10 protein-coding genes and 1 riboswitch are annotated in these 12,766 nt (G+C 67.2%); of the genes, 5 read left to right on the top strand and 5 right to left on the bottom strand.

The genetic code is table 11. The annotated features are described in order from the left end of the window. Window positions 1-10: 10 nt before the first annotated feature. Window positions 11-113, bottom strand: a riboswitch (glycine riboswitch). Window positions 114-412: 299 nt separating this feature from the next. The 3 genes from AC5P7F_RS03045 to AC5P7F_RS03035 all read left to right on the top strand — a co-directional run bounded on the left by AC5P7F_RS03045 (window position 413) and on the right by AC5P7F_RS03035 (window position 3,134). After that, window positions 413-1,639 carry a multidrug effflux MFS transporter gene (locus AC5P7F_RS03045; protein WP_032960036.1) on the top strand — a complete coding sequence of 409 codons (1,227 nt, stop codon included), beginning with the start codon at window positions 413-415 and terminating at the stop codon, window positions 1,637-1,639. A gap of 140 nt (window positions 1,640-1,779) precedes the next feature. Further along, a complete protein-coding gene (locus tag AC5P7F_RS03040) occupies window positions 1,780-2,673 on the top strand; it encodes a siderophore-interacting protein (protein WP_164077720.1) in 894 nt (297 codons plus the stop codon). A gap of 68 nt (window positions 2,674-2,741) precedes the next feature. Next, window positions 2,742-3,134, top strand: coding sequence for a hypothetical protein (locus AC5P7F_RS03035; RefSeq protein ID WP_014648016.1), 393 nt, complete (start codon window positions 2,742-2,744; stop codon window positions 3,132-3,134). A 120-nt stretch (window positions 3,135-3,254) separates the two neighbouring features. Here AC5P7F_RS03035 and AC5P7F_RS03030 read toward each other — a convergent pair whose 3' ends face one another. The 4 genes from AC5P7F_RS03030 to AC5P7F_RS03015 form a co-directional block, all read right to left on the bottom strand. Further along, complete coding sequence (locus tag AC5P7F_RS03030; RefSeq protein ID WP_142235298.1) at window positions 3,255-5,219, bottom strand: M2 family metallopeptidase; 1,965 nt, start codon at window positions 5,217-5,219, stop codon at window positions 3,255-3,257. Between the two features lie 597 nt (window positions 5,220-5,816). After that, entirely contained in the window at window positions 5,817-7,466 is a 1,650-nt protein-coding gene (locus AC5P7F_RS03025) for a phosphoethanolamine transferase (RefSeq protein ID WP_014648014.1), read from the bottom strand. Then, window positions 7,463-8,230, bottom strand: a complete 768-nt coding sequence (locus AC5P7F_RS03020; protein WP_164077721.1) for a phosphatase PAP2 family protein — start codon at window positions 8,228-8,230, stop codon at window positions 7,463-7,465. The genes AC5P7F_RS03025 and AC5P7F_RS03020 overlap by 4 nt, the downstream gene beginning before the upstream one ends. Before the next feature lie 111 nt (window positions 8,231-8,341). Beyond that, on the bottom strand, window positions 8,342-10,045 hold the full coding sequence (locus tag AC5P7F_RS03015; protein ID WP_142235299.1) for an ArnT family glycosyltransferase: 1,704 nt from the start codon (window positions 10,043-10,045) through the stop codon (window positions 8,342-8,344). Between the two features lie 131 nt (window positions 10,046-10,176). On the opposite strand from AC5P7F_RS03015, the gene AC5P7F_RS03010 reads away from it, so the two are divergent. Continuing rightward, window positions 10,177-10,890 carry a response regulator transcription factor gene (locus tag AC5P7F_RS03010; RefSeq protein WP_014648011.1) on the top strand — a complete coding sequence of 238 codons (714 nt, stop codon included), beginning with the start codon at window positions 10,177-10,179 and terminating at the stop codon, window positions 10,888-10,890. Continuing rightward, entirely contained in the window at window positions 10,877-12,163 is a 1,287-nt protein-coding gene (locus AC5P7F_RS03005) for a sensor histidine kinase (protein WP_014648010.1), read from the top strand. The genes AC5P7F_RS03010 and AC5P7F_RS03005 overlap by 14 nt, the downstream gene beginning before the upstream one ends. 86 nt (window positions 12,164-12,249) lie before the next feature. Here AC5P7F_RS03005 and AC5P7F_RS03000 read toward each other — a convergent pair whose 3' ends face one another. Further along, window positions 12,250-12,654, bottom strand: a complete 405-nt coding sequence (locus tag AC5P7F_RS03000; protein ID WP_164077722.1) for a VOC family protein — start codon at window positions 12,652-12,654, stop codon at window positions 12,250-12,252. Between the last annotated feature and the right edge of the window lie 112 nt (window positions 12,655-12,766).

Here is a 12,766-nt window from a genome sequence, read left to right as displayed (position 1 = left end):
GCGGTCTGCGGGGCGCCCCTCTGTCCTTTTGCCTGAGAGTTTGGAAGCGCGGAAAACCGCGGCTTCGTGCCCCTTCGGCGCCGGATCGAACCGGTCTCTCCAGAGTTGTGTTACGGGTGGTATCGGGCCTGAGCGATTACGGGCGTTGCGCCTTCGGCAGCGGTGTTCCGCTTCTCCCACCGTGTTGCCCGCCGATTATAGCCCGTTGCGGGCGCGCCAGCCGCCTGCGGGCCCGGCCGCGGCGCCTGAATGGCCGATGGCCCGCCCGTGCGTTTTGTGCACTGCTGCATGGCATCAGGCGCAATCCCCACCTATGATGGGCGGATACCCGAATTCATCTGGCGCCGTCCCTGCTGCAGGGGACTGGCGCCCGCCGTGCGTGCCGCGCATGGCCCTGCCGGACGCCTTCTCCATGACCGCCGCTGTTGCTCCTTCCACCCGCCGCATGGCCCTGCTGCTCGCCGGCCTGGCCATGTTCGGTCCGTTCTCGATCGACACCATCTTCCCCGCGTTCCCGCAGCTGGCCCAGCGCCTGGCGGTGGACGAGGTGGCGGTGCAGCAGACCATCAGCGTGTACCTGCTGTTCTACGGCCTGATGAGCCTGGCACACGGCCCGCTGTCCGATGCCTGGGGCCGCAAGCGGGTGATCCTCGGCGGCCTGGTGGTGTTCGTCGGCGCCTCGGTCGGCTGTGCGCTGTCCACCGATCTGACCACGCTGCTGGGGTTCCGCGCCCTGCAGGGCCTGTCCGCAGGCGTCGGCATGATCGTCGGCCGCGCGGTGATCCGCGACCTGTACCACGGTCACGACGCGCAGCGGCTGATGAGCCAGGTGTCGATGCTGTTCGGCATCGCCCCGGCGATCGCGCCGATCATCGGTGGCTGGATCCTGCTCAGCGGTGCTGGCTGGCCGCTGATCTTCTGGTTCCTGGTGGTGTTCGCACTGGTTCTGCTGGCGGCCACCGCCCGCTACCTGCCGGAGACCCATCCGCTCGAAGCGCGCGTTCCGTTGTCGCCGCGGGTGCTGATGCGTGATTACGTGCGCATCGGTTTCAATCCGCGCTTCCTGCGCCTGGCGCTGGCCGGCAGCATCGGTTTCGGTGGCATCTTCCTGTACATCTCCTCGGCACCGGTGTTCGTGATGCAGCACCTGCACCTGGGCGAGGGTGGTTTCGCCTGGCTGTTCATCCCCACCATCGGCGGCATGACCACCGGCTCGTTCCTGTCCGGGCGCATGGCCGGGCACACCACGCCCACCCGCCAGGTATCCATTGGTTTCGGCCTGTGCGCGCTGTCGGTGCTGCTGAACGTCGGCTACGTCGCGCTGGCGCCGCAGTTCGTGCTGCCGTGGGCGGTGCTGCCGATCTTCCTGGGTGGCATGGGCATGGCGCTGATCTTCCCGATCCTGGCGCTGGCGGTGCTGGACATGTACCCGCACCAGCGCGGCCTGGCCTCGTCGCTGCAGGCCTTCGTGCAGCTGATGATCAGCACCGTGGTGGCCGGCGTGGTGTCGCCGCTGCTCAGCGCCAGCCCGCTGCACCTGGCGTTGGGCCAGGCTGGGTTCTTCGGCGCCGGCTTCGTGTTCTGGTACTGGGAACACCGGCGCGAACGCGCGGCGCAGGCAGCCTGCACGGGTCACTGAGCAGCGCGCAGGGGTAGGGCAGGCTACGACGCCCGCAACGCTTGCGACGGGAAACCGCCGGACTAGGCTGGGCACTCCAGCCAGCCGGTGCACAGGTGCACGACAGCCAGCCGATCCACTGTCGTTGCATGAGGTTCCCCATGGCTGCGCAGCAGACCTACCGCCTGTTCGAGGTGGCGCTGAAGGAGCGCCGCGTTCTTTCCCCTTCCCTGGACCGCATGGTGTTCACCGGTGCCGACGTGGCGCGGATGACGACCGGAGGGCCGGACCAGCGCATCAAGGTGTTCTTCCCCTTGCCCGGCCAGGAGGTGCCGCAGGTCCCCAGCGGCGAGGACTGGTACCCACGCTATCGGGCCCTGCCGGACGATCAGCGCCCGCCGATGCGCACCTACACCCTCCGCCAGCTGCGTCCAGAGCAGGGCGAGGTCGATGTTGATTTCGTGCTGCATGGCGAGACCGGGCCGGCCTCGCGATGGGCCATCCATGCACGGCCGGGCGACCGCGTGGTGCTGCTGGCCCCGGATGCCGACTGCGCCGACAGCAGCGAGGGCTGGGAATGGAAGCCGCCGGCCGGCGTTGGCCAGGTGCTGCTGGTGGCTGACGAGACCGCGCTGCCGGCAGTGGCCGGCATTCTCGAGGAACTGGCGGCCAGGGTGGATCCGCCGCGTACGCTGGCCCTGCTGGAAGTGGCGCAGGCCGGTGATGCGGTTCGCCTGAAGGCGCCGGCCACGGCCGAGCTGGTCTGGTTGCCGCGCGGGCAGGCGGCGTACGGGGCGCCTCTGTTGCAGGCGGTGCAGGCGCGCCTGGCCGCCTCGAGCGTGGTCGCTGGCGAAGAACTGGAAGAGATCGACGTCGACGCGCAGATCCTCTGGGAACAGGCCGATGCCAGCGTGGCCGGGCCGCTGTATGCCTGGGTGGCAGGCGAGGCGGGAGCGGTGATGGCGATCCGTCGCCATCTGGTCCGCGAGTGCGGGCTGGACCGCCGCACGATCACCTTCATGGGTTACTGGCGGCACGGGAAAGTGTTGGACTGAGGGGGTGTGAAGCGGTGTGGCGGGCGGGGTGCGCTATCCTTGCGCCCCCCTCGCAGCGGTACCGCACCATGTCCACCAGCTCCAAGACCCGCCGCGACCAGCGCCGTCGCCAGGAAAAGCAGGCCGCCAACAAGGCCGCTGCCCAGGCCTCGCCGGTGGAGCCGCATGCGGAACTGCGCGACGCGCAGCGCACCCTGCTGGCCGGTGTCGTGCGCCGCGATGGCGAATGGGTGCTGGGCATGGACGGCCGTATCGCCGGCCACAGTGACTCCGCCGCGCAGGTACTGGCGCTGATCATGCAGGCCGGTGAACTGCACGAGCGCAACGGCACGCCGGTGCGCCTGATGTACTCCGATGCGCTGCGCGACGCCGCACAGGCCGAAGCGAAGGAAAAGGGCCAGACCTTCGAGGAGTTCAAGGCGGACCTGGCCGCGGCGATGGCGGCGAAGAAGGACAGCTGACAGGCATTCCGGTAGAGCCGGCCGCTGGCCGGCTGCCCGCGGGGTCTTCATCGCGTGGTTGCCGGCCAGCGGCCTGGCACTACCAGGAAGGGGCGGATCCTTGCGGACCCGCCCCTTTTCTCATTTCGCCGCCGGTGCCGCGTTGGCCTGCCAGCCGCACATCTGGCCTTCGTTCTGCTGCTTCAGCCACTCGTTGACCGGCGTGAAGTACTCGATCATCGGGCCGGCATCGAGCTTGTCGGTGCCGGTCAGCTCCTTCAGCGTGGCCTGCCACGGCTGGCTGGCACCCTTGCTCAGCATCGCCCAGTATTTCTGGCCGGCTTCCTTGTTGCCGTAGAAGGTGCACTCATGCAGCGGGCCCTTGTAGCCGGCCGCGTCGCACAGGCCCTTGTAGAACTGGAACTGCAGGATGCGCGCCAGGAAGTAGCGGGTGTACGGGGTGTTGCCTGGCACGTGGTACTTCGCGCCCGGATCGAAGAACTCCTCGCCACGGGTACTGGCAGGCGCCACGCCCTGGTACTTGGCCTTCAGGTCCCACCATGCCTTGTTGTAGTTGTCGGCGGTGATCGAACCATCGAACACACCCCAGCGCCAGCGGTCGATCATCAGCCCGAACGGCAGGAACGACACGCCCGACAGCGCCATGCGCATCTGGTTGTTGATGACCGCTTCGCGGCTTTCGGTCGGCGCATCGACCAGGCCGATCGAGCTGAGGTACTTGGGGGTCATCGCCAGCACGATGGTGTCGCCGATCGCTTCATGGAACCCATCGTTGGCACCGCCCTGGAACAGCGGCGGCAGCGGGTTGTAGGCCAGGTCGTAATAGATGTGGCCCAGCTCGTGGTAGATGGTGGTGAAGTTCTCTTCGTTCGGCTTGATGCACATCTTGGTGCGCACGTCGCCTTCCATGTTCATGTCCCAGGCGCTGGCGTGGCAGACCACATCGCGGTCATCGGGCTTGATGAACTGGGTGCGTTCCCAGTACGACTGCGGCAGCGACGGCATGCCCAGCGACACGTAGAAGTCCTGCGCGCGTTCGGTCATCTGCTTGGCGGTGCGCAGTTCGGCCTCGCGCTGCGCCTTGTACTGCGCGGCCACGTTGGCATCCTTGCCGGCCTTGGCCAGCGCGGCGCTCAGGTTGGTCTGGTACTGCTTCTCCAGCGCCGCGGTGATGTCCAGGCTGCCGGCGCCCGGGTACGGTTCCAGCTGGTCCCACAGGTTCGACCAGTCCTGCTGCCACATGTTGCCCAGCAGGTGCGCGGCGATCAGGCCGTTGCCCACTTCGGCCTTGTCCTTGCCGTAGGTCTTGTCCAGCTTGCCGCGTGCGTAGCAGTGCAGCTGCTCGTACATCGGCTTGACCTGTTCCCACAGGCGGTCGGTTTCCGGGCCGATCTGCTCCGGCGGCATGTCATAGCCGCTGCGCCACATCTGGCCGGCATCGGTGAAGCCCATGCCCTTGGCGCCTTCGTTCACCAGGCCGACGAACTTCTGGTAGTCGCCGCGCATGTTCTTGGTGGTGCTGTGCCAGCCCTGCCAGGCGTCGAGCTGCTTGTCGTAGTCGCGGCTGCGTGCCAGCACCTGCTCCAGCTCGCCCAGCTGGCGGCAGGAGCTCGGATCGTTGGCATCGGTGCAGTACTTGCCGGCGCCATAGCTGCCTTCCATGCGGGTGGCGATCTGGGTCAGCTCGGCCAGCTTGGCCGGGTCGCGCGGTGCCGGCATCGACGACATCAGCTTCAGCAGGTGGATCGCGCGCTTGCTGTCCTCGCTCATCGGCTTGCCGTCGAACTTCGCAGCCTGTTCGATCCAGCTGTTGAGCTGGGTCAGCGAGCGCTCGTTGGCCTTGGCCGCGATGCGTTCCGAATCACTGTTGATGTAGGTGGAGGACAGCCACTGCGCCGAGGTCATCTCCGGGTAGGCGGCCTTGAACTCGGCATTGATGCGGGCCACGAACTGGTCGGCGGTTTCGCCGGCCGGGGCGCTGCTGCTGGCGGTATCGGTGCCTGGGGCAGCTTCCTTCTTGCAGGCGGCCAGGGCCAGCGTGGCGGCGGCGATTGCCGAGGCCAGCAGGAGATGACGGTGTTTCACGGGCGGTCCTTGGGTGGTGAACGACGGCCGAAGGCTAGTGGGCAGCCGCTGCCTCCGCAAGTGGCGGAAGTCGGCCGGGCGGCGCCCGGCACCCGCAGAGGCCAGAGCACAAGCAACAGCAACCGCCGAAGCAACCGCAACAGCGGGGTATCCGTGGGATGGCGCGGCGGTGTGGGCTTGCAGGACACGCCGTAAACCCATCCATGGGGGCTCGATGGCGCCATCCATGGCGCCAACGGTCCTGCAAGCCCACACCGCCCCACCTCTGACAGATCGTGGCGGCTGTTGGTAGGTGTCGACCTTGGTCGACACATCTGTCAGGTATCGACAATCAAAATGGGGTCAGATCCGTTTTCCTCCGGAAAACGGATCTGACCCCAAGATCGTTCCAACAGATCGCGGAAAACTGTCGAAGGCGGGGTGGGTCCGGTGGCGGGAGTGTCCGCGGCATGGATGCCGCGGCCAAGCCCCCAAGGATGGGTTTACGGCGTCTCCCGCAACCGGGCCCACCCCGCCATCCCACGGAATGCACGCTGTTGCTGTTGCTTCGGCCGTTGCCCCGGCAGGTGCAGGGCTGCAAGCCCTGCCGAACACCCCTCAACTCTCGCAGTTGGCGAACACGTCGCGGTCGCGTTCGTACAGCGAGGTCTTCACCTGCATCAGGCCCAGCACCGACGGGAACAGGTTGTCATGGTCGGTATACGCCGCCGAACGCTTGCGCACGCACTGCAGGTCCAGCCCACGGCTGCTGGCGAAGCCTGGCGAGAACCACATCGTCATCGGTACCCGGGTCTGCTCGGCCGGGGCGATGGCGTAGGGCACGCCGTGCAGGAACAGGCCCTTCTCGCCCAGCGACTCGCCGTGGTCGGACAGGTAGATCATCGCCGTGTCGTAATCCTGCATGCCCTGCAGCGTGCCGATGGTCTTTGTCAGGAAGTGATCGGTGTACAGCACGGCATTGTCGTAGCTGTTGGTGATCTCTTCGCGCGAGCAACGGCCAATGTCACGGGTATCGCAGGTCGGGGTGAAACGGCGGAATGCGGGCGGATAGCGCTCGAAGTAGGCCGGACCGTGGTTGCCCAGCTGGTGCAGCACCACCACCCGGTCGCCGGGCCTGGCGCGTACCTGGGTGGCCAGGTCCTGCAGCAGGATCTCGTCCATGCAGCGGCCATCGGCGCACAGGCCCGGCGTGGTGGCATCGGACAGCGACTGGAAGTCCAGGCCTTCGCACACACCCTTGCAGCCGGACTGGTTGTCACGCCACAACGGTGCGATGCCGGCACGGTTCAATACGTGCAGCAGCGACTGGTGCGCGCGGATCTTCTTCTCGTCGTAGTCATGGCGGCCCCACGGCGAGAACAGGCACGGCAACGAAACCTCGGTGCTGGTGCCGCACGAATGCATGTCCGGGAAATTGATCACGCTGGCCTGCGCCAGTTCCGGGGTGGTGTTGCGGCCACCGTTGAGCCCCCAGTTCTGCGCACGCACGGTCTCGCCCATGACGATCACCAGCAGGCGCGGCTTGCTGGCCGGCGCGCGCGGGGTGGCCTTGGCATCGGTGCCGATCGGCAGCTTCGGCGCGCGCTGCACCGGATTGTCGCCACGCAATGCACGCGGCATGCCCAACAGGACATTGGCCGGTGTCGCGAGATAGCGCACTTCACGCTGGTTGCGCATCAGTGCCGAGACATCCTGGAACGAGATCAACGCGCCGCCGACAGCCGTCACTGCCGCCACCACCAGGAAGCCGACGCGCCAGAGCAGGCTGCGGCCCCAGCTGCGGCGGCGCAGCTGCACGCGCCACAGCACCACCATCGGCAGCACTGCCAGCAGCAGTACCGGCCATAGCAGCGATACCGTCATCAGCTCGCGGCTTTCCTTGGGGTCGGTCGCCAGCACGTTGCGCAGCATGTCCGCATCCAGGTAGATGTGGTAGCGGCTCATGTAGTGTGCGGCGAATGCGGTCACCAGCAGCAGCAGGCTGATCACCACTTTGGCGTTCCAGCGCCAGACCAGGATGCCCAGCAGCACGCCGTGCGCACCCAGCAGCAACAGCAGCAGCGACAGCGCGTAGCGCAGGCTGCCCGGATGGCTGGCCATCGCGCTGTGCCAGAACAGGCCGTTGCCGGCCACCGCGAAGAACAGGCTGGTGAACGCGATCAGTGCTTCGGTGGACAGCTGTGGCCGCCAGTGGCGAAGACCCGCCAGCGCGGAAGGGCGGGCGGGGCGTTGGACCGATGCACTCATGCGTTTGCCTCCTGGCGGTTGGGACGGTCCAGCTGACGGCGGATCAGGATGCCTTTGACGATCAGGTACAGGCCGAGTGACAGCAGCCAACATATCAACGCGGTGGCAACATCATGCGAAAGGAAATGCGCGCCCCGGAGCTGCTGGCCGATGCCGAACACCAGGCCGGTGCCGAGGCCGATCCACAAGCCTGCCCAGCGCCATGACGGGCGCCACAGCAGGGCGAAATAGTACAGGCACAGCCACGCATAGCCTGCGCTGGCGTGGCCGGCAGGGAAGCAGGCCTGTGCGGCCATGCCGGCCGGGCGCTGCGTGAAAAGCCCGATATAGGGCTGATGGCCACCGTAGCGCAGCAGGTCCCAGGGACATTCCATCGGCACCAGGGTCTTCAGCAGGGAGATCACGCCCGTACCCAGCGCCATGCCAATTACGACATAAAGCAGCGCCCATCGCAGGGTGCGATCGCCCCCCTTGCGCCAGTGGTGCACGCACAACAGGATCGCGACCAGCGCCGCCGACGTGCTCAGCCACTTGCCGGCCTTGTGCACCACCGTGCGGGTGACCCAGGCGTCCTGCAACGCCCAGTGGCCACCTTCGAGGCGGAACAGGTGATCGGCCACCCATTGATCACCGCCGAAACCCATCAGCAGCGTAAACACGGGCAGACCGATTGCGACAGGCAGCCAGAAGTGAGTTACGGCGAATCTTGACGCCAGTGGTGATGTCGCAAGCGGCGCTGCCGCATCAATGGGACGAACGGGCATGCTGGGAAGGGGCGGTTCGGGAATCCGCGCTCATGCTCGTCACCTCGATGTCGGAGAAGGGTCGGACGCCCGTTCGCGCCGGGTTAATGAGTCCCCGGCGCGCGTCACCGTTCAGTCTTCTTCGGCGGTCGATCCGGTGCGCTCGGCGTGGCACTTCGGGTCCCAGGCCGTACCGGGAAGCAGTTGCCAACGATTCCTGTTGGCAATGCCGATGTCGATCACCTTGGCCGGGTCCACGCAGGGGCTCATCGCATCGTCCAGCACCAGCACCCAGCGCTTGCCCGGCGCCTCGGCCAGCCACGGGCCGGCGTCATGCCATTGTTCGGCCCACGGGCGCTTGAAGCCGAACTCGCGCACCGGCCGATCTGCCTGCAGCAGGTTCTGTTCGCGCCAGGCGACCAGTGCCAGCTCCGCATCCGGGCCGATCCGCGCGCCCACCCGGCGCATCACCGCCGACGCTGATGCGTACGGATCCAGCGCCGGGATCAGCACCAGGCCGTAGAGCATCCACAGCATGCCGTGGGTCAGCAACACCAGCGTTGCGGCACGTCGCACCCGCAGCCACACGATCAACGTGGCCAGGGCAATGGCAAAGGTCAGCAGGCCATCTCCCAGCACCGGCAGCAGCGAATCGGGCATCGCCCGCCGTTCCAGCTGCGCCAGGGCCCACGGATGTTCGGTCATCAGCATCACCCCGAGCACACCGGTGGCCAGCATCAGCACCACGGTGTAGCCGAACAGGTAGCGCCGCACGCAAAGCCGTCGCAGCAGGCCAGGCAACAGCGGGGCCACCGCCAGCGCCATCGCCGGCAGCATTGGCAGCACATAGACCTCGCGCTTGCCGGGGCTGGCACTGAAGAACACCAGCACCAGCAGCGCCCAGCCCAACAGCAGCCATTGCCGGCAGTCACCACGGCGGATGCGGCGCCACCAGGGTTTGAACAGCATCGGCAGCAACAGGCTGCCCGGCAGCCACAAGGTCAGGATCACCTGCAGGTAGTACCAGACCGGCTGGCGGTGGTGCCAGGCGTTGGCGTAGCGGGTGCCGGTCTGCTTGAACAGCAGTTCGTGGGCGTAGGACTGCAGGGACGCGCTGGGCTCATGCAGCAATGCCCAGCCCAGCGGGGCAAGCCACACCGCCACGCCCAGCAGGAAGGCCGGGATCAGCCACAGCAGCGTTGCCGGGTGCGGACCGTCCACGCTGCGCCCGCGGCGGCGCTGGTACAGCCACCAGCCGAACCACGGCAGCACCATCAGCAGCGGCAGGAACCCCACGCCCTTGGTCACCGTGCCGAGGCCAGCGGCGAAACCGGCCAGCCACAGCGCGGGCAGGTTGCGGCGCTCGCACAGGTGGCGCATCAATCCCCACAGGGCCACCGTGGTCATGCCGACCAGCACCATGTCGATCTGCGCGCGCTTGGCCATCAGGCCGAACTGCAGGGTGCAGAACAGCGCCGCGAGGGCGTACAGGGAATGCCGCGGCGACCACAGCCGCCGTGCCAGGTCCGACACCAGCCACAGGCTGAGCAGGGCGCCCAGCAGCGACGGCAGCAGGAACGACCATTGCCAGCTGCCGACCACCTCGTAAGCGGCCGCCTGCAGCCACATGAAGACCGGCGGCTTCTCCGCGTACAGCTCCACGCCCCGGTGCGGCAGCAGCCATTCCCCACTTTCGACCATGGTACGGGCCGCCAGCACGAAGCGCGGCTCGTCCGGCGGCTGCGGCTGGCGCAGGCCGATACCGGCGGCCAACGCGGCGATGATCAGCAGCCACAACAGGGGCAGGCGCCAATGGCGGGGCAGGGCTACGGGCACGGCAGGCTCCGGGAGCAAAACCGCCACTCTGACGTGGCTGGGGTAGGAAAGGCGTCGGAGCGGGCGCAGGGCGACCGCATTCCGACATGGTCGGCGCTACCATGGTACGAACTTCCGTGGATCTTTCGTGCATGCGTCTGTTGGTGATCGAGGACAACCGCCAGCTGGTGGCCAACCTGTTCGACTATTTCGAGTCGCGCGGGCACGTGCTCGACGTGGCCCCGGATGGCATCACCGGCCTGCACCTGGCAGGCAGCCACCCCTACGATGCGGTGATCCTGGACTGGATGCTGCCGCGCATGGAGGGGCCGGAGGTGCTGCGTCGCCTGCGCGCCGAGCACGCGTCGGAGGTGCCGGTGATCATGCTGACCGCGCGCGACGAGCTGCCGGACAAGATCGCCGGCTTCCGCGCCGGTGCCGACGACTACCTGACCAAGCCGTTCGCCCTGCCCGAGCTGGAAGTGCGGCTGGAGGCGCTGCTGCTGCGCGCGCAGGGCCGCAATCCGCGCAAGCGCCTGCAGGTGGGCGACCTGGTGCTGGACCTGGCGACCCTGGAAGCCCAGCGTGGTGGCCAGGTGCTGCACCTGTACCCGGCCTGCCGCAAGCTGCTGGAAGTGCTGATGCGCGCCAGCCCCGGTGCGGTCACCCGCCAGCAGCTGGAGTTCGCCCTGTGGGGCGACGAGCCACCGGATGGCGATCTGCTGCGCTCGCATGTCTACGAGCTGCGCCGCAGCGTCGACGGCCCGTTTGCCGACAAGCTGATCCATACGCTGCCGCGGGTGGGCTATCGGTTGGCGCTGATGGACGCTGCCGACGCAGGCAGGAATGCTGATGAGGGCGCGTAAGCCGGGGCCGCTGTACCGGCGGGTGGTGTGGTGGTTGCTCGGGTACCTGGCACTGCTGTCGATTGCAGTGTTCAGTGTCGGCAACTACGTGCACGAACACGCCGAGCACGCCGCGTGGCGCGCGCTGCTCAATTCCGAACTGGACAGCATCGTCGAGCATGTCGAGCACGAACCTCACTATCGCTGGCAGGACTCGGACACGCTGAGCCTGTACCGCTTTGACGCAGTCAATCTGCCAGAGAGCCTGCGCTCCCTGCATCCTGGGTTGCATGACGGAGTGATGGTCAAGGGCCGCGAGACGGCGGTGATGGTCCGTGAAACGCAGTCGATGGGACGGGTGGCGCTGGCGCTTGACATCTCCGATTTCCATGACCTGGAACAGTTCGCCACGCGCTGGGTGATGCTGGCCGGGGTGATCATGATCTTCGTCACCGTGCTGATGGCGTCGTTCGGCATGGAGCGGATGGTGCGTCCGTTGAGCCTGCTGGCACAGCACATTGCCGGGCTGCGGCCGGGCGTGCAGGGCCAGCGTATCGAAGTCGATCCGCGCGGCAGCGCTGAGCTGCATACCATCGCCGGTGCGTTGAACGACTACCTGGACCGCAACGAGCAGTTCGTCGAGCGCGAGCGGGTCTTCATCAGCACCGCCAGCCACGAACTGCGCACGCCGATCGCGGTGATGACCGGTGCTGCCGAGCTCGCGCTGGAGCAACCGGGCCTGCCCGAGCGCGCCCGCCAGCAGATGCAGCGGGTGTTGCGCACAGCGCAGAGCGTGGAGCAGCTGATCGAGCTGCTGCTGGTGCTGGCGCGTGATCCGGCACGCCTGGCCGCGCGTGCCGAGCGCATCGCCCTGGACCAGCTGCTGCCGGAGATCGTCGACGACCATCGCCACCTGCTGGGCGACAAGGACCTGAGCATCGGCATCCAGGCGGCGCCGGTGGATATCGTTGCGCCGATGGCAGTGGTGCAGGCGGCGATCGGCAACCTGCTGCGCAATGCCATCGAGAACAGCGGCCGCGGCCATATCGAGCTGCAGTTGAGTGCGTCGGCGGTGCTGACGCTGCAGGACCCAGGGCATGGCATGAGCCCGGAGGAGATTGCCGCCATCCACGCGCGCATGGCCCGTGGCGGACGCGCCGATCGTGGCGGCGGCATCGGCCTGGACCTGATCGCGCGGTTGTGCGAGCACCTGGGCTGGACCCTGCAGCTGCAGCCCTGCGAGCCGCGCGGAACGCGTGTCACGCTCGATTTCAGTGCCTCGCGCCCGGCCTGAACCGGCCGTCCTGGTAGATGCCAACCTTGGTTGGCATGCGGCCCGTCGACCAAGGTCGACGCCTACCCACGCAATGGCTGTTCGCATTACCGCCCGTTCGGCCGCGCCACGTGCTGGTCGATCAGGATCACGTTGCCGTCGGGATCGGCCAGCTGCAGGTAGCCGGTCCCCTGGCCATCGGGGTCAGTGCGGACTGCCAGTTCGATGCCCTTGGCATCCAGTTCCGCCTGCAGTTCACGCACATCCTGGAAGTGGGGCAGCTCCTGCCTGTGCTGGTCCCAGCCGGGGTTGAAGGTCAGCAGGTTGCCCTCGAACATGCCCTGGAACAGCCCGATGACCGTGCCGTTGCTGCGCATTACCAGCCAGTTCTGCGTGGGATCGCCACCGGTGACCGAGAACCCGAGGGCTTCGTGGAACGCGCGGGAGGCGGCCAGGTCCTTCACGGACAGGCTGACAGAGAACGCACCAAGCTGCTTGGGCCTGCTCCACAACGGTGATGCCGTAATCGTCGTCAATGCAGGGGAAGGCGACAAGCAGCGCAGCATGACCAGGCGTGAAGACAATGTTAATCTCGACCTGCGCCGCTTCATGCGGCGCTTTTTT

Source organism: Stenotrophomonas sp. YJH_SMC_105-26 (assembly GCF_059368915.1).
Note: the sequence above shows the minus strand (reverse complement) of the source record. Positions and strands in the feature narration are given on the sequence as shown.

Coding starts and splice junctions, on each gene's coding strand:
- AC5P7F_RS03045 (WP_032960036.1), top strand. CDS start 413: ATGACCGCCGCTGTTGCTCCTTCCACCCGCCGCATGGCCCTGCTGCTC.
- AC5P7F_RS03040 (WP_164077720.1), top strand. CDS start 1,780: ATGGCTGCGCAGCAGACCTACCGCCTGTTCGAGGTGGCGCTGAAGGAG.
- AC5P7F_RS03035 (WP_014648016.1), top strand. CDS start 2,742: ATGTCCACCAGCTCCAAGACCCGCCGCGACCAGCGCCGTCGCCAGGAA.
- AC5P7F_RS03025 (WP_014648014.1), bottom strand. CDS start 7,466: ATGAGTGCATCGGTCCAACGCCCCGCCCGCCCTTCCGCGCTGGCGGGT.
- AC5P7F_RS03020 (WP_164077721.1), bottom strand. CDS start 8,230: ATGCCCGTTCGTCCCATTGATGCGGCAGCGCCGCTTGCGACATCACCA.
- AC5P7F_RS03010 (WP_014648011.1), top strand. CDS start 10,177: ATGCGTCTGTTGGTGATCGAGGACAACCGCCAGCTGGTGGCCAACCTG.
- AC5P7F_RS03005 (WP_014648010.1), top strand. CDS start 10,877: ATGAGGGCGCGTAAGCCGGGGCCGCTGTACCGGCGGGTGGTGTGGTGG.